This is a genomic window from Candidatus Albibeggiatoa sp. nov. BB20 (assembly GCA_016744725.1).
Taxonomy (GTDB): Bacteria; Pseudomonadota; Gammaproteobacteria; order Beggiatoales; family Beggiatoaceae; genus Albibeggiatoa.
This window is the reverse complement of record JADGDW010000044.1, coordinates 1-19,820: the sequence shown is the minus strand read 5'-3', so window position 1 is coordinate 19,820 and position 19,820 is coordinate 1. Positions and strand designations below refer to the sequence as shown.

General features: G+C 38.8%; 15 protein-coding genes. 7 read left to right on the top strand and 8 right to left on the bottom strand.

Annotated features, from left to right (window positions below; all coding sequences use genetic code 11):
* The first annotated feature begins 66 nt into the window (after positions 1-66).
* Positions 67-546, top strand: a complete 480-nt coding sequence (gene rraA / locus ABXH34_RS07000; RefSeq protein ID WP_353571154.1) for a ribonuclease E activity regulator RraA — start codon at positions 67-69, stop codon at positions 544-546.
* A gap of 177 nt (positions 547-723) precedes the next feature.
* On the opposite strand, the gene aroF is transcribed toward rraA, so the two are convergent.
* Positions 724-1,740, bottom strand: a complete 1,017-nt coding sequence (gene aroF, locus ABXH34_RS06995) for a 3-deoxy-7-phosphoheptulonate synthase (RefSeq protein ID WP_353571153.1) — start codon at positions 1,738-1,740, stop codon at positions 724-726.
* 148 nt (positions 1,741-1,888) lie between these two features.
* Here aroF and ABXH34_RS06990 point away from each other — a divergent pair, with 148 nt between their 5' ends.
* Positions 1,889-3,790 carry a tetratricopeptide repeat protein gene (locus ABXH34_RS06990; protein WP_353571152.1) on the top strand — a complete coding sequence of 634 codons (1,902 nt, stop codon included), beginning with the start codon at positions 1,889-1,891 and terminating at the stop codon, positions 3,788-3,790.
* A 160-nt stretch (positions 3,791-3,950) separates the two neighbouring features.
* Here ABXH34_RS06990 and ABXH34_RS06985 read toward each other — a convergent pair whose 3' ends face one another.
* The gene (locus ABXH34_RS06985; protein WP_353571151.1) at positions 3,951-5,138 is read right to left on the bottom strand and encodes an O-succinylhomoserine sulfhydrylase; all 1,188 of its coding nucleotides are present in this window, start codon (positions 5,136-5,138) and stop codon (positions 3,951-3,953) included.
* Positions 5,139-5,333: 195 nt separating this feature from the next.
* On the opposite strand from ABXH34_RS06985, the gene serC reads away from it, so the two are divergent.
* Together serC and ABXH34_RS06975 are read left to right on the top strand one after the other, a co-directional pair.
* Positions 5,334-6,419 carry a 3-phosphoserine/phosphohydroxythreonine transaminase gene (gene serC / locus ABXH34_RS06980; protein ID WP_353571150.1) on the top strand — a complete coding sequence of 362 codons (1,086 nt, stop codon included), beginning with the start codon at positions 5,334-5,336 and terminating at the stop codon, positions 6,417-6,419.
* Positions 6,420-6,421: 2 nt separating this feature from the next.
* Complete coding sequence (locus ABXH34_RS06975; protein ID WP_353571149.1) at positions 6,422-7,588, top strand: 3-phosphoglycerate dehydrogenase family protein; 1,167 nt, start codon at positions 6,422-6,424, stop codon at positions 7,586-7,588.
* Positions 7,589-7,790: 202 nt separating this feature from the next.
* Here the strand turns inward: ABXH34_RS06975 and ABXH34_RS06970 are convergent, their stop codons facing one another.
* The 3 genes from ABXH34_RS06970 to ABXH34_RS06960 are packed head-to-tail and all read right to left on the bottom strand — an operon-like array spanning position 7,791 to position 12,177.
* Positions 7,791-8,339: a chorismate--pyruvate lyase family protein gene (locus tag ABXH34_RS06970; protein ID WP_353571148.1), complete on the bottom strand. Its 549-nt coding sequence runs from the start codon at positions 8,337-8,339 to the stop codon at positions 7,791-7,793.
* A 2-nt stretch (positions 8,340-8,341) separates the two neighbouring features.
* Complete coding sequence (locus ABXH34_RS06965; RefSeq protein WP_353571147.1) at positions 8,342-11,134, bottom strand: right-handed parallel beta-helix repeat-containing protein; 2,793 nt, start codon at positions 11,132-11,134, stop codon at positions 8,342-8,344.
* Between the two features lie 29 nt (positions 11,135-11,163).
* Complete coding sequence (locus ABXH34_RS06960; RefSeq protein ID WP_353571146.1) at positions 11,164-12,177, bottom strand: hypothetical protein; 1,014 nt, start codon at positions 12,175-12,177, stop codon at positions 11,164-11,166.
* A gap of 751 nt (positions 12,178-12,928) precedes the next feature.
* On the opposite strand from ABXH34_RS06960, the gene ABXH34_RS06955 reads away from it, so the two are divergent.
* From ABXH34_RS06955 to prmC, 3 genes are all read left to right on the top strand, one after another.
* Positions 12,929-14,149, top strand: coding sequence for an endonuclease (locus tag ABXH34_RS06955; protein WP_353571145.1), 1,221 nt, complete (start codon positions 12,929-12,931; stop codon positions 14,147-14,149).
* Positions 14,150-14,449: 300 nt separating this feature from the next.
* Complete coding sequence (gene rimO / locus ABXH34_RS06950; protein ID WP_353571144.1) at positions 14,450-15,772, top strand: 30S ribosomal protein S12 methylthiotransferase RimO; 1,323 nt, start codon at positions 14,450-14,452, stop codon at positions 15,770-15,772.
* Positions 15,773-15,865: 93 nt separating this feature from the next.
* Positions 15,866-16,705 carry a peptide chain release factor N(5)-glutamine methyltransferase gene (gene prmC / locus ABXH34_RS06945; protein ID WP_353571143.1) on the top strand — a complete coding sequence of 280 codons (840 nt, stop codon included), beginning with the start codon at positions 15,866-15,868 and terminating at the stop codon, positions 16,703-16,705.
* A 67-nt stretch (positions 16,706-16,772) separates the two neighbouring features.
* On the opposite strand, the gene ABXH34_RS06940 is transcribed toward prmC, so the two are convergent.
* The 3 genes from ABXH34_RS06940 to ABXH34_RS06930 all read right to left on the bottom strand — a co-directional run bounded on the left by ABXH34_RS06940 (position 16,773) and on the right by ABXH34_RS06930 (position 19,551).
* Positions 16,773-17,177 carry a roadblock/LC7 domain-containing protein gene (locus ABXH34_RS06940; RefSeq protein WP_353571142.1) on the bottom strand — a complete coding sequence of 135 codons (405 nt, stop codon included), beginning with the start codon at positions 17,175-17,177 and terminating at the stop codon, positions 16,773-16,775.
* 100 nt (positions 17,178-17,277) lie between these two features.
* On the bottom strand, positions 17,278-18,183 hold the full coding sequence (locus ABXH34_RS06935; protein WP_353571141.1) for a TonB family protein: 906 nt from the start codon (positions 18,181-18,183) through the stop codon (positions 17,278-17,280).
* Positions 18,184-19,551 carry an NfeD family protein gene (locus tag ABXH34_RS06930; RefSeq protein ID WP_353571140.1) on the bottom strand — a complete coding sequence of 456 codons (1,368 nt, stop codon included), beginning with the start codon at positions 19,549-19,551 and terminating at the stop codon, positions 18,184-18,186.
* Positions 19,552-19,820 lie beyond the last annotated feature (269 nt).

The following is a 19,820-nucleotide window of genomic DNA, read 5'->3' as shown; positions in this document are numbered from 1 at the left end:
TTGATGGTGAAATCTATAAGTTATAATGATGGTTTTGATAATTTCAGCTTGATGAGAGGATGTTAGATGACGATTCAAACAGCGGATTTATGTGATGAATACAGTGATATTATCAAAGTAGCCGATCCATTATTTAAAATGTATGGTGCAAAACCAGCGTTTGGTGGCCAAATTGAAACGGTCAAAGTGCATGAAGATAATGTTTTAGTAAAAGATAAGTTGGCTCAACCGGGAAAAGGCAAAGTCTTAGTTATTGATGGTGGCGGCTCATTGCGTTGTGCTTTGGTCGGCGACATTATTGCGCAAATGGCGGCTGATAATGGTTGGGAAGGAATTATTGTATACGGATGTATTCGTGATTCTGGTGTAATTGCTGATATTCCTATTGGCATCAAAGCATTAAATACACATCCTCTAAAAAGTATCAAACATGGTCGTGGTGATGTGTCGATTCCCGTCAATTTTGCAGGTATTACATTCTTCCCTGAAAACTATGTTTATTCTGATTCAGATGGAATTATTATTGCCGATAAAGCATTAGTTTAAGCTTATAACATGTTAGGACTGTTAGCCCTTTAAGGACAGGCAGTCCTGAGATATAAAACTTAATATCACAACATATCAAAGTACATCATCATTTTGACTATCTCATTTTATCTCGCTCCCTTAATATGACGGAAACGAGAAAATTGAGATTCAAGCAAAAATCGCAAATCAAAAATCTTAAATATCTCGACCAACAGCTTTAGCTACAGCTTCTAACTCACCCATCAATACTTTTAATTCGTCAGGGTTTAATGCTTGATCCGCATCACACCATGCATCACATGGTTTAGGGTGCATTTCAACTAATAAACCGTCCGCACCTGCTGCAATCGCTGCTTTTGATAATGTAGGCACTAACCATGCTTTACCGCCTGCATGACTTGGATCAACGATAACAGGTAAGTGAGTTTCCTTTTTCAATACAGGAATCGCTGTTACGTCTAACATATTACGGTAGGCTTTTTCAAAACTACGTACGCCACGTTCACATAAAATAATATTGTGATTACCGCCTGCTGCGATATATTCAGCCGACATTAACCATTCTGAAATCGTTGCACTTAAACCCCGTTTCAAAATAACAGGTACATGCACTCTACCAACTTCTTTTAGTAAATCAAAGTTTTGCATGTTACGTGTGCCGATTTGAATCACGTCTACGCCACGTTCTAAAAAGCTATCTAAAGCACGGACATCCATCAATTCAGTCACAATAGGTAATTTATGCTTATCGGCTGCATTTTTGAAAATATCTAAACCTTCAACGCCTTTACCTTGAAAGCTATAAGGACTGGTACGCGGTTTAAATGCACCACCACGCATTAAACGACAACCTGCCGCCACAACACCTTCTGCTGCTGCATCCATTTGCTCTTGTGTTTCAACGGAACATGGGCCACCAATAATTTGCACGGTTTTGCCACCCAGTGGAATACCTGCAATATCCACTATAGTATCCGCTTCATGCCATTCACGCGCTACAATTTTATAAGGCTTAACCACACGAATTACATCAGCAACACCCGGTAATGCTTCGATAGCTTCTTTTTGTACTTGACGCTCATCACCAATCGCACCAATAATAGTACGCTCAGTACCACGAGATACATTTGTTGTTAAACCTGACTCTTCTACTTTCTTCTCAACCGCTTTTATCTCATCCTCTGACACGTGAGGACCCATGATAATAATCATAAAACTTCCTTTATAGGTACTATTAATAAAACTGATTAATCTTATACAAATAAAGCTATCTGTCAACTAATCTAGCCATTTTATATATTTGACATCATAGCATCTTAAAATGAAAAATAAGTTAAAGTTTCAAGTCTTGGAATCATCTATGAATATTGGTCAAGCTTTGCATACAGCACAACAATTACATCAACAAGGTCGACTTAAAGAGGCCTGTGATTTATATCAGAAAATTATTCAATCTCAACCCAGACATGCCGAGGCTATTCATTTGATGGGTGTGGCCTTAGCACAAGCACAACAACCACAACAAGCTATTGCCTATTTTCAACAAGTAATTAAACTTAAACCCAAAGTCGCGATGTATCACAGTCACTTGGGAAATGCGTTACAAACCATAGGACAATTAGAAGCCGCATTGCAATATTATCAAAAAGCCTTAAAGTTAGAGCGCAATAATGCTGATACTTATAGTAATTTAGGCGGTGTTTATGTCAAACTACAGAATTTAACCGAAGCTGAACACTGTTACCAACAAGCAATAAAATTCAATTCACGTCACGCTGATGCGTATCATAATTTATCTATTGTTTTGGTCAAACTAGAGAAATTTCAAGCGGCTCACAAAATTTGTCAAAAAGCCTTAAAATTAAAAACAAATGCCGTACAAACGTATGTTGATTTAGCCCGTATTGAAATAGAGCAACAACAATGGCTGCAAGCAGAACAATCTTTACAGAATGCCTTGAAATTAAAACCAAACTTTGCAGAAGCACATTATTTTCTAGGCATTATTGAAGCTGAGCAAGCACGTTTTGAACAGGCTGAGTCACATTATAAAACGGCTCTAAAATGTAATCCGAATTATGTGGAAGCTTATCTCAATTTAGGTAATATTTATGTTTCGCAGCAAAAATTAGATGTCGCCCAACATTTTTATCAAAAAGCGATTCAAGCCAATCCATATTTTCCTGATACTTATGCCAATTTAGCGCGAATTAAACAACGTTTAGGCGAAACCCAAGCCGCGATTAAATATTATCAAAAAGCCTTACAACTGCGTCCGCATTCTTATGAATTTCATCAAAGTTATTCACAAGTTCTATTAGCTTCTGGGCAGTTTGAACAGGGTTGGCAATCATTTTTATATCGTCCCACTCGACTGGCTAGTAGCGTTGATTTTAAAGCAATTGATAGCCGTTTTGAGGTTGAGCCATTTGACCAAAATTTAACAGGCAAACATATTTTAATCCATAAAGATCAAGGTTTAGGCGATGAGTTACTGTTTTTGCGTTTTGCACCAATATTAAAGCAACGTGGGGCAAAATTAACTTATCAATCTGGTAAGAAAATCAAAACCATACTACAACGTGTTGATTGTTTTGATACGGTGATTGATGCGGATGAACCAAGGCCTGAGCAGGTGGATGCAAAATATTTAGTCGGTGATTTGCCATTGGCTTTAGGAATGAATCAAATTGAAGATATTCCCTCTGCGCTAAAATTATCTGTATTGCCCGAAAAATGGGAAGCCGTCAAAGCACAATTATCACAACAGGGTAAGCCTTTGATTGGATTGACGTGGAGAGCAGGACAACCACCCAGCGAAGTCAGTAAAAAATTTCAAAATAAAGTGTTACAAAAAGAAATTCCACTCGATTTATTGATTGAAACCTTACAAGGTGTTGATGCACATTTTGTGATTTTACAACGTCATCCAATTGAGCAAGAAATACAAACATTAAAACAGGCGTTGCCCCAAAAAATCGATGATTTTACCCATTTCAGTGATGATTTAGAAAGCATGTTAGCCTTGATGTCATTGCTTGATGATTACATCGGCGTGAGCAATACCAATTTGCATTTATTAATCGGTTTAGGAAAATCGGCGCGGGTATTAATTCCAAATCCAGCAGATTGGCGATGGATGGATCAAGGCGATAGTTCAGCTTGGTTTGATGGATTTAAAGTCTATCGACAAACTTGTTCTGATGATTGGGAGGATTGCTTTAAACAACTTGGTTTGGATTTAACAGCCGCGTTTGCTTAGCTATCTCATCAGGGGTTGGCAGCCTTAAATTTTATATTGCTATGTTATTATAGTCGTTTTACTTTAAAGTGATACAGGACTGCCAGTCCTAACACCCAAAACGAAATTGACTATAAAAGAGTTTAAGACTGCCCATTTTAGTGTTTTTACTTTAAGCATATTACAATTGCATCAATCCTCGGGCTAAATCAGCTTCTAAATCCACAATATCTTCTAAACCAACCGAAATACGAATTAAGCCTTGGGTAATATTGGCTTGTGCCCGTTGTTCATCGCTTAAACGTCCGTGCGTAGTGGTTGCTGGATGGGTAATCGTAGTTTTAACATCGCCTAAATTAGCAGTGATAGACATCAATTTTGTTGAATCAATCACTTTCCATGCTGTTTCCTGACCGCCTTTGAGTTCAAACGAGACCAAACCACCAAAATTAGATTGTTGTCGTTTCGCTAATTCGTGCTGTGGATGACTGGTCAAACCGGGGTAATAGACTTTTTCAACCATATCCTTGTTTTCTAACCAGTTAGCTAAGCGTAAAGCATTACTACAATGGGCTTGCATCCGAATATTGAGGGTTTCTAAACCTTTCAAAAATACCCACGCATTAAATGGACTCATACTCGGTCCTGCTGAACGCATAATCGGCAAAATTTTCTCATGTAAAAAATCGTGATTACTGACAATCGCGCCACCAATACAACGCCCTTGGCCGTCTAAATATTTAGTCGCAGAATGCACAACAATGTCTGCACCGAAGGTTAAAGGCTTTTGCAATGCGGGTGTACAGAAACAATTATCAACACAGAGTAAAATATCATGTTGATGTGCAAGATCAGACAATTGCGCAATATCCATCATTTCCATTAACGGGTTAGATGGCGTTTCTATAAACATCAATTTGGTATTGTTTTGAATCGCCTGCTGCCAATCATCAATATTGGATAATTCAACAAAGGTGGTTTCAACGCCGAATTTACCAATGATGCCTGTGAATAAATTCACTGTTGAGCCAAAAATGCTGCGCGAGGCAATAATGTGATCGCCTGCTTTTAATAAGCCCAAGCACACACTAAGAATTGCGCCCATACCTGATGCAGTTGCAATGCAATCTTCACCTTGCTCAAGTGCGGCTAAACGTTGCTGAAAGTTGCGAACCGTGGGATTAGTAAAGCGTGAGTAAATATTGCCTTCTTCCTTGTGCGCAAAACGGGCTGCGGCTTGTGCGGCGGATTCAAACACAAAGCTAGAGGTTGGAAAAATCGCTTCACTGTGTTCTCCTTCATGGGTACGCTGTTGACCTGCTCGAATCGCTAGCGTATCAAAACTGTAATCTTGCCAATCATCGCTCATTGTCATTAATCTTTATTTTTGGATGGTCAAATATTATACGAGATTTTTTAAGCTGGTAGTTTGTCATCGATGGCTAATTTAAGGTTAGTTTCTAAACAAGGGAGATTCACGATTCATAATTAGTCACAGTTATGCTACATTCTACAACTTTTATAAGAATGCACCCACCAAGGATAACTCCACAAGGAATCTTCTATGTCACGAGTATATAATTTTAGTGCAGGCCCTGCGGCATTACCCGAAGCAGTATTACAACGTGCGCAACAAGAAATGTTGGATTGGCAAGGCAGCGGCATGTCAACCATGGAAATGAGCCACCGTGGTAAAGAATTCGTTTCGATTGCCGAACAAGCGACTAATGATTTACGCGCTGTATTAAATGTGCCTGATAACTATAAAATTTTATTCATGCAGGGCGGTGCATCAGGACAATTTGCCGCGATACCAATGAATTTATTACGTGACAAAACTAAAGCCGATTATTTCAATACAGGACAATGGTCCAAGAAAGCGATTAAAGAAGCTAAAATGTATTGTGAAGTCAATCTGATTGCTGATTCTTCTGACAATAATTTCACCACCATGACAAATAGCAGTGAGTGGAAATTCAGCCCTGATGCAGCTTATGTACATTACACGCCAAATGAAACCATTAACGGCTTAGAATTCGACCAGATTCCACAAACAGGTGACATTCCATTAGTCGCTGATATGTCTTCTACGATTTTGTCACGTCCGATTGATGTATCTAAATTTGGTTTAATTTATGCGGGCGCACAAAAAAATATCGGCCCTGCGGGTGTCACATTGGTCATCGTACGTGATGATTTAATTGGTTACGCGAGCGATGATTGCCCAACCGTATTTAATTACAAAGCAATGGCTGACGCAGATTCTATGCCGAATACGCCACCAACTTATGCTTGGTATTTAGCGGGTTTAGTATTCCAATGGTTAAAAGACACTGTTGGCGGCTTGGATAAAATGGCAGAAATCAATAAGCGCAAAGCGGAAAAATTATACGCGGCGATTGATGGTTCAAACTTCTATGCCAATCCTGTTGATCCAAAATATCGTTCTTGGATGAATATTCCTTTTACTTTAGCCAATACCGATTTAGATAAGCCATTTTTAGCTGCTGCTAAAGAAGTGGGTTTAGTCACATTAGCGGGTCATCGTTCAGTCGGTGGTTTGCGTGCTAGTATTTACAATGCAATGCCAGAAGCGGGTGTTGATGCCTTAATCGCTTTCATGCAAGAATTTGAAAAACGGAATGCTTAATTATGTATAAAATTCTCACATTTAATAATATTTCCGTCAAAGGCTTGGATCGTTTGCCGCGCGAAAGTTACGAAGTGGCTTCAGAAATTCAACATCCTGATGCGGTTTTATTGCGTTCGTATAAATTGCATGATTGGAATGTGCCTGACACGTTGAAAGCGGTTGGTCGTGCAGGAGCTGGGGTGAATAATATCCCCGTTGATAAAATGACTCAGCGCGGTATTCCTGTATTCAATGCACCGGGTGCGAATGCCAATGCGGTGAAAGAGCTGGTATTATCTGGCATGTTATTGAGTGCGCGGAATTTATTGGGAGCTTGGGATTACACCCGCAATTTAAGCGGCACAGATGAAGCGTTAGCGAAAAGCGTTGAAGCAGGCAAAAAACAATTTGTCGGTTTTGAATTGGCGGGACGGACTTTAGGCGTAATCGGCTTAGGCGCAATTGGGGTCAAAGTGGCGAATGCAGCCGTTGCTTTGGGCATGAATGTGATGGGTTATGACCCGCATATCACGGTTAAAAATGCGTGGCAATTATCCGCCGAAGTCAAACAAGCAGCAAACGTGGATGATATGTTGGCACAAGTGGATTTTGTCACCGTGCATGTGCCCTTGATTGATGCAACTCGTGGCATGATTAATGCTGACCGTTTAGCCAACGCCAAACCCGGTTTAACCGTGATGAATTTCTCACGCGGCGGGATTATCGACGATAAAGCGGTATGCGAAGCTTTGGACGCAGACAAATTGAATGCCTATGTATGTGATTTTCCAACCAATGATTTATTGAAGCAAAAAGGCGTGATTGCATTACCCCATTTAGGCGCGTCAACCAATGAGGCTGAAGACAATTGTGCGATTATGGTTGCGGATCAAATCCGTGATTATCTGGAAGATGGCACGGTCATCAATTCAGTGAATTTCCCAGAAATGTATATGCCGCGTAATGGTGCTGGACACCGTTTGATGGTGGTGAATTCTAATGTGCCACACATGATTGAGCAAATTTCAAAAGTGATTGCCAATGCGGGTTTAAACATTATTGATATGTTGAATCGTTCGCGTGGTGAAGTCGCGTGTACTTTGGTGGATATTTCTGCGCCAGTCACTCAAAATGTAGTTGATGAAATGAAGCAAATTGAAGGTGTATTAACCGTTCGCGTATTGTAAAAATACTGAACCCGATGGAGTGCAATGCTCTGTCGGGTTTTCAAATCATTTATTTTTAGAACGTTTGTTGCCTTATTCGGTATTCGATGGGCTTTACTTTGTCCTACCCACCCTACGTGCGTAAGGTGAAATGACTAATAACTAGAGAAAAACCCCTCATAAGCCCGCTCCCATATATTTCCGCCTTTTACATTAAATATTCTTAAGCAAAAGTGTTTAGCATATCAGGTAAAAATATTTCATTTACTAACATTGGTTTATTAGATAAATTAAAAATTGAACGCCTAGCCCATAATAATTTATCTGAAAAATGTTGCTGTTGATGAGCTAAATAATATAATAAATGTGATGGATTTAATTGCGCTACTTGTAAATGAGAACGCGGAAATCGATTATTTGAAAATAAAATTGAACCCAATGGATAATTACCTAAACGTGCTAAACGTCGGTACTGTCCTGTCAAGGTTTGGCGTGGAATCACCGTGCGTGCAAAGATCCAAGCTTGATGATCGCAATGTAAATACACATGCCGAATCCGCACATATTCACGCAATGGAATATTCAACGCTTTTGCTTCACTCAATAAGGGGTATTGCCAAGTTTCTGCTAATACTTCCACCTGAAAAGCTTGCTGACAATGTGATTTTAAACGCTGAGTCAAAGAATCGTGCGAAAAAAGCCATGTTTGCAACGCTTCAGATACAGGTTTATGCCGCCAATAGCGGATGTCTCGCCACTGAATATTATCCACACTTATTGTACCGTGAAAGTGATTGGCGTATCCGCATTAAACACCATCACTTGCGCGTCTGGTAACAAATAGCCTATGAAAATCTGGAATTGTCCTTGTAAACGACGTAATTGACCGCTGAAAATATCAATTTGTTGATTCGCAGCTAATTCAATCACCGAGTCTGGTTTTAAGGTTTCCTGCCTACCATTCCAGTCCTGCCAAATAGTACCTTGACGCATCACGGTACGGGCTAATAATCCATTCTCAGATTGAAAAATAGCCACTAAATATAATTCTGCTTGCTTACCTCTATCTGCTTGAGCCACTTCCATATCAATTACAATCTCCACATCCTCAGTTTGAGAAACATACAAAACATTGCTGCTATAGTCTGAAGTGGTAATCTTGCCATTAAATGCAGATTCGCTTTCCTGAACCGCACCTGATTGCAAATTAATACTCAAACCTTGACCAAACAATGATTGGAAGAAAAATTCATTCACCCCAATATCATATTGACTACCTTGCGGTAAGACATTACGCACTTTGAATTGTTGTAATAAGCGGCTTAATACAGGGGCTAAATCTGAGCCTTTATCCAGTGCCGCACTATTCACATTGAGTTTAAAATCAGTGGGAATTGCTAAGAAACGACGTTGTAAAAATAAAGTTCGATTTGAAGTATAGCCATATAACACGAAAGCAGGGTTGCCTTCAATACTATTTCCTTCCCATTGGGTTAAGCTGTGTAAATATAATAAGCTGGGATAGGCTTGATTTAAGCGAGTGGCTTGCATCAGCGTTGGCGTTGCGAGTCGCGTCCAACCATTGTTATAGTATAAATTGTAATCGGTGGTGAATTTATCTTCATTGTCTCGAATCGTATGTTGGAAGCCATTTTCACCATTGTTGACAATAATATTATTGACGATTTGCAAACCCAATGTGCCGTGAACATCGTCCGCTTTACTATTCCAAACATCCACACCCCGTCGTGCACCCGCTGCAATATTATTATAAAAATAGATTTCTCCATCGCGCCAATGACGAATAATCATTAACCCCGCCCAAGAATTATTAAACAAGGAATTACGGTACATCGCAATGCCACTGGCATCATTTAAAAACAAACCATACGCAAAATGGCCTTGTTCCCATAATTCACGTTTTTCAGAAATATCTGCCCAACCATAATTATTTTGTAAAACATTGCCTGTCACCAACACATTTTTAAATACATGTTGATCTGGAGGCGTGCCTGAAAATTGGATTGCACCACACTCTCCACCTGCTAAACAGGCCAATGTCACATGATTATCTTGGACTAAAATATTTTCCAGCGTAATTTCTTCTGGCAAAAAATCATAACTTTTATCAGGCGCGTTAATACTGGATTTATCAAAATGAATCCCATCATGAGCAATATTTTGCAATTCATTATCTACAACTTGGGCATTGTCCGCGTAAATGAATCGAATTCCAGCCCCTCTATCGCTATCAGAACGCAAGCCTACATTTTGAATTTGATTGTCATCAATTTGGATTTGAGTCATTGGTGCAAACTCAAATGGAATATGTTCATTAGATACAGAGCGCGTGGCCTGAGCTAACACTGCAATACTATCGATTTGGGAAAGCGTTGATTTTTCGAGGCTACAATTTTGGGTGATTGCATTAGGGTCAGGGTTCAATCCCACATCTTGGGATAAGTACATTCCATAATTAGCATATTGAATAGTCAAATTGCGAAACTGATTGTTATAACTGCTTTGCTCAGCAGTATTATCCTGTTTAATCGCTGCACCGTTATACAGTTCAATAGTTAAATCTTGCAGCACAATATTTGATTTACCTGTTAAATCCCACGCGGTTTCTAATACGCTAAATTCTAAATTTTGCGGGTTAATTTCATCAGCATATAAATATAATGTTTGCGTTGTGCTATCAAGCCAGTATTCACCTTGCGAGTCCATCAAAGCAGGATGATTTTCAATATAATAACGACTACCCCAACCCAGTCCGGGGCTATCTTCAACACGGCGATAAGCATGGCCTGTTAATGTCACTCGGCCTAAATATGGCTCATGTTGGGTAATTTCGCGCCGATATACATGGTCGCCTTGCACCGCGTCAACAATCGTAATCGTTGCACCGACTAAATTATCATACGCACCTAAATGTCCTGGATCGACTAAAGGATCACTATAATTATCAGTTAGTTGATTAAATGATCGGCTATCAGCATCACATGCACTATCCGTTGCCACACAGATTACACTTTCTGAACCGCCATCAGCTGTCCACCAGAACTCATGTTGTTTCCAGTTCACATCCAAATCCCAATCAGGCTCACGTGCCATCGGGTGACGTTGCTCAATTTGTCCGTTATTGAACTCAACTATAAAACGTGGGGTTTGAGTTAAATTCCAGTTGCTGACATCTGTTTTTACAATTTTATCTAATTCAGCAGTAAAGGGCAGACCTATATTGTTGCCTTCAATCGTTTGACTTGTGGTAATAGGTTGTGACCCGCGCAAAATCACTGTGGCTTTTTTAACCGCTTTATAAATAATAGGATTTTCTGCTGTGCCATTGTTAAATGGTGTAATCGATTCTCGATAAATCCCAGTTTGAATATTTACCGTATCACCTGCTTGAGCCAAATTCGCCGCAGCTTGGATAGTTTTTAGTGCAGTTTCCGAGCTTGAACCATCATTTGTATCATTGCCGATTGTTGCATCAACCCATATATTTTGGGCGAAAACAGGCGCAATTATCAGGCAGTATAAAATCAATATTTTTAGTATATTCATAGCTTATTCAAGCAAGTTTGTATGTCAGTTTATTTGGGAACAAAACCAGATTCATTGATTAAAAGCCAAAACTTACCATTAGTAAATTTTGATGGCTTTTGCAGAATGGCATTAACCCATAATTCAATGGGAATTGTGCTCTCAGGTAGAGGCAAGTAGTATAAAATTGGAATGTTAAATTCTAATTGGTCATTTAGTACAGGAATATAACTGCTTATATCACATATAGGGCTGGCTTTGGGTGTAGTTAACCCACAGGAATCAGGATTATCAATACAAGATTGTTTGCCTAATTTAGCATATTGCTTTCTTATTGCTTCAATATCTGGGTTTTGTTTTATATTTCCTATGCTAATTCCACATGATTGAGGATCATTTATACATTGTTGTTTACCTTTTTCAAAAAAATCAGCTTGAACTATTTCTATATTGCTTTCCTGTATAGACTCTTCTTGATTGATTAGTTCTATTTTTACATTAGTTCCACAATTTTTGGGATTATCAATACATTCTTGCCTACCTTTTTGTATGTAATCATTTACTTTAATTCCACATGCTTCTGGAGAATTTTTACATTGGGTTCGTGCGATATTTACACCATTAGCAAAGGCTGAATTAAAGTCTGGCAGAGATACATTGAGAGAAACTTGTTCACCATTATTTTCTTCTGTATCACTACTTTGATTTTCATTGTCAGAAGTTTGTGTAATACATATTTCTTCACAGGGAATATTATCTGAATCTTTATCCAAACTGTCGTTATTACATACTTGGAGTTGAAAAAATGCTTCATCACAAGAACTTATCTCACCACAGCTTTTTAAAATATTGCAATTAAGCAAAGAAGGTTTTGGAGTGGTGCTTGTAGCATTAGAACTTGGGTTTGTATTTGTTGGTTTTGTTGTATTACTAGAGCTTGAATCATCTTTAGGATGGCAATGACCTACATGACAACCATTCGCATCAGTTCCACCAGAATGAGCAAATACAAGTTGGTTACTAAATAAAATTAGCAAACATACATAGAGTAAGTGCCTGTACATTATTTTGCCCCTTTAACATAATTATATTCAAGCTTGAGTATTTAAACTAGGAAGTCGTGGTATTAAGTAAGATTATAATCTATAACTCATTCAGTGTCCTATCAGTTTAATTTTATATATAACTGATTACACGTATCTGCAAAAAATGAAAAACCAAATTTGACTGACAAAGAATTAAAGACAATTAAAGCCTTATCAAAAGTACTCATTAACCTATCAGAAGAAGAAATAGTGCTAGCAATAGAACACGGTGACTTTGTTGAGGCAATATCATGAGAGATAGCATAGCTGAATTAATAACCAGCACAATCGAAGACTTGAATAAAATGGGCTTGGTAGACGAAATAATCATGAAAAACATTCAAAGCCTTTGCATACCGGAAACGGATTTATGGCGAAACTCTGCCATTTTTTCACCTTCGAGATATTCTTCTGGAGTAATAATAAGTTTTTGCGCAGTATTCATCGTATATTTGCTTTATAAATGGCTTGGTATCAGTTTAAACTAAAAAGGCCTCATCAATTCCCTACGTTCATCATTCCAAATTGATTCCATTCCCTGCTTGGCTTTTCTTTAAAACAGGATATTTACAGCTTTTAATCTTATTAAATCAATAAATTACTAATAAATAAGTCTTTTTTTTTGGCCATTATTTTGCCTTATCTATCGATGGAAAAAACAAAAACAGTTAGTATTCTGTTGTAGATTGATTACTATATAGCCTTATTTACAAAACAGGGAAAATACCTAATGACCATAGGCCGCTTAATATTTTTTATCGGTACGTTAGCCGTAGGGTTAACAGCCTGTAATGATAATGTAGAAACACCAAGCACTAAAAGCCCACAATCCAAAGTTAAAGAAGAACTACATTCAAAGATTGATTTATCCGCTTTACCGAACAGTCCATCTAGTTTTAGTGGTGCTAAATCAAAGCTATACAAAAAAGTCTACAAAGGCCATCATGATAAAACAATTTACTGCAATTGCACTTTTGATCCTGATAAGAAAACCGTAGATTTAAAATCATGTGGTGTTACACCTCGTAAAAATGCCAAACGTGCAGGCAGAATTGAGGCTGAACATGTATTCCCTGCATATCAATTCGGAAACTTCCGCAAATGTTGGCGTGAGCCGAAAACAGTTTGTCCAGCAGAAGATGGCAAAAAACAAGCAACGGGTCGTCAATGTTGTGAAGATGTCGACCCTGTATTTTCACGCGCCCATAATGATTTACATAATTTATTTCCTGCTGTTGGCGAAGTTAATGGAGACCGTTCAAATTACAATTGGGGCATGATTAGCGGTGAAAAGCGTAGTTATGGCGAGTGTAATATTGAAGTAGATAGCTCAATTAGACGTGCCGAACCCCCTGAATATGTCTGGGGAAATATTGCGCGGACGATGTTTTATATGTCTCATACTTATGGGGTTAAATTGTCAGATCAAGATGTTAAATTATACACCGCTTGGAATAAGAAAGACCCTGTAGATGATTGGGAATTAGAAAGAAATGGCATCATCAAGGGCATTCAAGGCAACAGAAATCCATTCATTGATGGTCAGACGTACAATCCTAAAAAGATTAATCGTTTCGCTGACATCACTGATGCCGATATACAACAAGCAAAAGCTGCTGAACCCGCAAAAGCAAAGCCAACTAAGCCTGAAATCAACTCAGCTTGTGATAGCAGTAAAAAATATTGCAGTCACATGGCTAATTGTGATGAGGCTAAATTTTACTTAAATAGTTGTGGTTTAAAAGGGCTTGATCGTGATGGTGATGGCGTGCCTTGTACTTCGCTGTGTAAAGGTACGAGTTCAAAACCGCAATTGAGTTGTGATGAGAACAAAAAATATTGCGGCGATATGAAAAGTTGTGACGAGGCCAAATTTTACTTGGCTAGTTGTGGCTTAAAAGGTTTAGATAGAGATGGCGATGGTGTGCCTTGTAGCTCTCTATGTAAATAATCTGCTGCTTATCCTTGTTCTCATCATTGCGATATTATGCTGGGAGCAAGGCCATTCTATAGTCGTTTTATTTTAAGATGATGCAGGACTGCGAGTCCTTACACTCAAGACAGAATTGACTATAAGCATCTTTATAGACAAAAAATCAAAATGAGTTACGCTAAGTATCATATTGAATAAGCTATGATAAACATAGATTCTTGTTCGACTTAATATCCTAAAAAAACACATCAGCAACCTCAAACATTGATTTATGATAAACTTTTTTTACCTGTTTATTGATAACCGATAATTGAATATATGAATATACCCAAAGTTGGCTTTATTTCCTTAGGCTGTCCCAAAGCAACGGTCGATTCTGAACGCATTTTGACCCAATTACGTGCAGAAGGTTATGAAATTGTTGCTGAATATGATGAGGCGCAATTAGTCGTGGTGAATACCTGTGGTTTTATTGATGATGCGGTTGCTGAGTCATTGGAGACCATTCAAGAAGCAATCGAAGAAAATGGACATGTGATTGTCACTGGGTGTTTGGGTGCAAAGCAGGCATTGATTAGGGAACATTGCCCCAAAGTATTAGCCATTACAGGCCCTGACAGCTTAGATGAGGTGATGGCTGCAGTGCATGAAGTATTGCCACCAGAACATGATCCACATATTGATTTAGTGCCTTTAGGCGGTATCAAGCTGACTCCGCGTCATTATGCTTATATCAAAATTGCCGAAGGCTGTAATCAGAAATGTAGCTTCTGTATTATTCCTTCAATGCGTGGCAAGCTGAACAGCCGCCCTATTGGTGACGTGTTAGAAGAATCTGCAAAATTAGTTGAAGCGGGCGTTAAAGAATTATTGCTGGTCTCGCAAGATACCGCAGCTTATGGCGTGGACAGCAAATATCAATTAGAGTTCTGGGAAGGTAAACCTTTAAAACGAAGATTAACCGAGTTATTGCGTGAAATGGGGCAATTAGATGCGTGGATTCGATTGCATTATATTTACCCATATCCACATGTCGATCAACTGGTGGAACTAATGGCAGAAGGGGTGATTTTGCCTTACTTAGATGTGCCGCTACAACACATTAGTCATCCTGTGTTAAAAGCCATGCGTCGTCCTGCTGATAGTGAAAACATGATAAAACGGATTGCCCACTGGCGTTCAATTTGTCCTGATTTAGTGATTCGGAGCACGTTTATTGTTGGTTTTCCAGGAGAGACTGAAGATGATTTTCAACAACTTTTAGACTTTTTAGATCAAGTTGAATTAGATCGTGTTGGCGTATTTCCTTATTCACCTGCTGAAGGGGCAACCGCAAATGATTTGCCTGATCCTGTGGAAGAAGAGGAAAAAATTGAGCGTTTAGAACAACTCATGGCATTACAAGCAGATGTCAGTCGAGATAAATTGCAACGGCGTATTGGTCGCCAAGAAAAAGTATTAATTGATGCAGTGGTTGATGATAATTTAATTGTGGCACGAAGTGCTGCTGAAGCCCCTGAAATTGATGGACAAATTTTTATTCAAAATCCTGGAAAACATGAGTTGAAAACGGGTGAATTTACTCAGGTTAAAATTATTGATGCTGATGAGCATGATATTTATGCACAGCTAGCTGAATAAATCACTGATTATCAAGGCCTGTTAGACAGTACAACTATCACTCACTCTAACAGGTATAAACTTAACAAACACAACTCACAGCTATTCATAAATATGCCTACAACTTCTCGTCAAGCCGCGTTATATGACGCAACCCAACAACTTCAACATTTAGATACTCCACGTTTAGACGCTGAAATTTTACTCACTCATGTTCTTGGTATTTCGCGTGTACAGTTGTACGCATGGCCAGAAAAATTACTCAGCGCTGAACAATGGCAACAGTTTCAGGATTTAGTCAAACAACGCATTGAACACCACCCCATTGCTTATTTAACAGGGCATAAAGAATTTTGGTCATTAGATTTACAAGTTAATTCAGCCACTTTAATCCCGCGCCCAGAAACGGAACTATTAGTTGAACAGGCTTTAAAATATATACTTACAATTGACCAACCGATTATTTTAGATTTGGGTACAGGCAGTGGTGCAATTGCTTTGGCTTTGGCGCAAGAGTGCCCGCATGCACGGATTATAGCAGTTGATGTTAATCCACAGGTGTTGGAAATGGCGCGACATAATGCACAAACGCTGCAATTAGATAATGTGCAATTCTATCTCAGCCATTGGTTTCAAGATTTACCTAAATTACAAGCCCATCTCATCGTATCAAATCCGCCTTATATTGCAGATAATGACCCGCATTTAAGCCAAGGCGATGTGCAATTTGAACCGCAACAAGCTCTGGTTTCAGGACAGGATGGATTAGACGATATTCGAGAGATTGCAGCACAAGCCTCGTCGTTTTTATTAGCAGAAGGCTATTTATTATTTGAACATGGATATAATCAATCCGTGGAAGTGCAAAATATATTAATCGCACAAGGCTATCAAAACGTGGAAACAATCAAAGATTGGGCAGGACAGGATAGAGTCAGTTTAGGGCAAGGATAAAACAAGACGTGACACTGCCTACCGTTGTGTAGCGTTCACGCCTGAATTATTTATCTTAACTCAAAACTTAAGGACATAATGGTGTAAGTTGAGGCACTACGCGACGTAATGAAGCCCAGCCCATACCTAAATTCGCTTTACGACTCGTCACCAATACCACTAAAGCATCTTGCTTCTCTGGTACAATCATCATAAAGTGAAATGTGTTTTCTGTTGTCATTTGTACTTCTTTCACTAAATGTGCTTTGCTATTACCACGCATATTCGCAATCATATCTTCAACCGCACTAATTGTACGACCCCGAAACATATCAACCGCTGCCGCTGCAACTGCATCTAAATAAGACTGAGTAAAATAGGGTACGTTATGAGAAACACCCAACAGCAAACCGCTATTTAAATCTACTACCGCACAGCCTAGTGCAGCATCCACAGTGCTAACAATTTCACTACAAATTTCATTAATATCCATTGTGACTCCTTAAATCCATGCAAAACGAAGGAAATGCAACACGATTATACTGCTATTCTCAGTTAAGACAAAGCGTTGCTAATCGAGAAACTGTATTTTTTTAACGACTGGTCACTGTACCGTATTCAAATACCCAAGTACGTGTGATGTGCAAAATATCTATTTCTTTACTAATATTTCTAGGAAATGGTGCAAATGGCGCAGACATACGAACAATACGCACTGCGGCCTTATCTAAAACACCATGTTTAGAATACTTCAAAATCTTCAAACTGTTAATTGTTCCATCTTTATTTAATGCGACATCTAAAGTTAATTTTCCCGAAAAATTTTTCTTTTGTGCTTGCTTAGGGAAATTTAAAGTACCGATTTTTTCCACTTTCTGCCGCCACGCATCCATGTAACTGGCAAATTTATATTCTTGAGTACTGGCACTGATAAATTTATGTCGTGGCCGCTTGGAATAGGCGACAAACTTTTTATCCAATTCAGCTTGAATACTGGCCACCGAAGCCCGTGCATTATTTATCAATGTCAAAGCCGAAATATCAGGCGTGTTTATTTCCTGCTCACCTTGGCCAACTTCACCTGCTTCTTTGGGTTTAGCTTGATTTGGTTTGGGCGCAACTTTATGTTTACTGGGCTTTTTAGTGCTGATTTGAGCAACTTGAGTCGGTTTTGGCTTACTGGCGGCTTCACTGGGTGGCGGTGTAGAAATGGGCTTAGGCACTGGATCAGGAAATGGCGCAGGCGTGGGACTGGTTGGTCGGATGACTTCTTCTTGGTCACCACCACCTTGTTGACTGGCTTGAGCTAAAAAATCTGGCTTTTCTGGCTTTTTTTCAGAACTTTTTTGCACCAGAATCACTTCCATCGAAATATTTTTACGTGGCTTGGCTTCAGGCATTACAAAGCTAATGCCCAACACCAACGCAACATGCAAAACGGTAGAAATGAATATGGTGGTAATTAATCGTTCTGTTGCTGGCGAAATCGTTGCAGCCATTTATCTTGTTTCCTCACCTTGGTAAATAATAGGCATAACTGCTAGTTCTAACCCATGAATGGCGGTGATTTGTACTTTTTGACCTACTTGAATCGGTTGCATTGATTGTGCTTTCCATTCTTCACCATGTACATGTACTCGTAATGGCTGCTGTTCAATACATTCACCTACTTCACCAATAATACCTTCGATACCCGTAATTTTAGGGGATTTATGTATTTTCATCGCCCAACTGACTACGAATACAAAAAAGCCAATACTGATGATACCAATTGAAGCGATTAATGCTTTAGAAATTTGATATTGAGGTAAATCTGTATCCAGTAAAATAATCGAACCCACAATGAATGCCACTACGCCACCAATTCCTAAAATCCCAAAACTGGGGATAAATGCCTCTGCAATCATAAAGGAATAACCTAATAAAATCAGCAATATACCCGTATAATTAACAGGCAATACCTGAAATGCAAATAAAGCCAAAATCAAACAAATCCCACCGACAACGCCGGGTACAACACTACCGGGGTTCATCAATTCAAAAAATAATCCGTAAACGCCGAGTAACATTAAAATATAAGCTACATTTGGATCAGTAATAATAGATAATAATTTATTTCGCCAATCAGGTTGCACTATTTTTAAACTGAGCTGGCGAGTATTAGTCAAAATCGTTGATTGTCCAGACATTTTAATCTCTTGTCCTTCAATTTGACGCAATAAATCTTGTAAATCTTCAGCAATCAAATCAATCACATTTTTTTCCAATGCGGATTGAGCTGATAAACTGGCGGCTTCGCGTACTGCTTTGGCTGCCCACTCCTCATTACGCCCGTGCATTTGTGCCAAAGAACGAATATACGCCTCAGCATCATTTATCATTTTCTTTTCCATCGATGATTTTGCTTCGGCTGGCGACTTAGGAATTTCAGGTTCAAGCTCAGGCATATCCGATGAATCAGGCAATTCAGGGGGTGATAAATCCCCAAAACCACTCAATTGCACAGGCGTGGCCGCCCCTAAATTAGTAGCAGGTGACATCGCAGCAATATGGCTAGCATATAAAATATATGTGCCTGCACTGGCTGCTCTTGCGCCCGAAGGGCTAACATAACTGGCGACAGGAATTGGTGAGTTAATAATGGCTTTGATAATCTGGCGCATGGAAATATCCAAGCCACCGGGGGTATCTATTTGTAAAATAATCAATTTGGCATCTTGCTCACGTGCATCATTAATCCCACGTTCCACATAATCCGCCGTTGCAGGGCCAATCGCGCCATTGATTTCCAACACCCAAGCTGATTGAGCTAATAATGTATGGGAAAATAGCAAGCAAGCTAAAAATAAAATATTACGAGTTAACATATTGAATATCCAAGATATGTATCCATTGCGTAATTAATGATTAGTTATCAATTGATAAGTATTCAATTCATTTTTTAGATACTTGTCATTTAATAAAGTATTTGATTCTTGATCTTAACTATACAATATTTTGCACAACTTTTGCGTAACATTGATCGGCAGAGCAGACAAATTTGTTTTAGACTTGAAAAATACCATAATAAAAAACAGATATTTTATTTTTACATATCTAACAATAAATAATGGCTTGTTTATTTTTAGAAATAAAA

Excerpts from the sequence above, each read along its gene's own strand:
- rraA (WP_353571154.1), top strand. The coding sequence starts at position 67 with ATGACGATTCAAACAGCGGATTTATGTGATGAATACAGTGATATTATC.
- aroF (WP_353571153.1), bottom strand. The coding sequence starts at position 1,740 with ATGATTATTATCATGGGTCCTCACGTGTCAGAGGATGAGATAAAAGCG.
- ABXH34_RS06990 (WP_353571152.1), top strand. The coding sequence starts at position 1,889 with ATGAATATTGGTCAAGCTTTGCATACAGCACAACAATTACATCAACAA.
- ABXH34_RS06985 (WP_353571151.1), bottom strand. The coding sequence starts at position 5,138 with ATGAGCGATGATTGGCAAGATTACAGTTTTGATACGCTAGCGATTCGA.
- serC (WP_353571150.1), top strand. The coding sequence starts at position 5,334 with ATGTCACGAGTATATAATTTTAGTGCAGGCCCTGCGGCATTACCCGAA.
- ABXH34_RS06975 (WP_353571149.1), top strand. The coding sequence starts at position 6,422 with ATGTATAAAATTCTCACATTTAATAATATTTCCGTCAAAGGCTTGGAT.
- ABXH34_RS06965 (WP_353571147.1), bottom strand. The coding sequence starts at position 11,134 with ATGAATATACTAAAAATATTGATTTTATACTGCCTGATAATTGCGCCT.
- ABXH34_RS06960 (WP_353571146.1), bottom strand. The coding sequence starts at position 12,177 with ATGTACAGGCACTTACTCTATGTATGTTTGCTAATTTTATTTAGTAAC.
- ABXH34_RS06955 (WP_353571145.1), top strand. The coding sequence starts at position 12,929 with ATGACCATAGGCCGCTTAATATTTTTTATCGGTACGTTAGCCGTAGGG.
- rimO (WP_353571144.1), top strand. The coding sequence starts at position 14,450 with ATGAATATACCCAAAGTTGGCTTTATTTCCTTAGGCTGTCCCAAAGCA.
- prmC (WP_353571143.1), top strand. The coding sequence starts at position 15,866 with ATGCCTACAACTTCTCGTCAAGCCGCGTTATATGACGCAACCCAACAA.
- ABXH34_RS06940 (WP_353571142.1), bottom strand. The coding sequence starts at position 17,177 with ATGGATATTAATGAAATTTGTAGTGAAATTGTTAGCACTGTGGATGCT.
- ABXH34_RS06935 (WP_353571141.1), bottom strand. The coding sequence starts at position 18,183 with ATGGCTGCAACGATTTCGCCAGCAACAGAACGATTAATTACCACCATA.
- ABXH34_RS06930 (WP_353571140.1), bottom strand. The coding sequence starts at position 19,551 with ATGTTAACTCGTAATATTTTATTTTTAGCTTGCTTGCTATTTTCCCAT.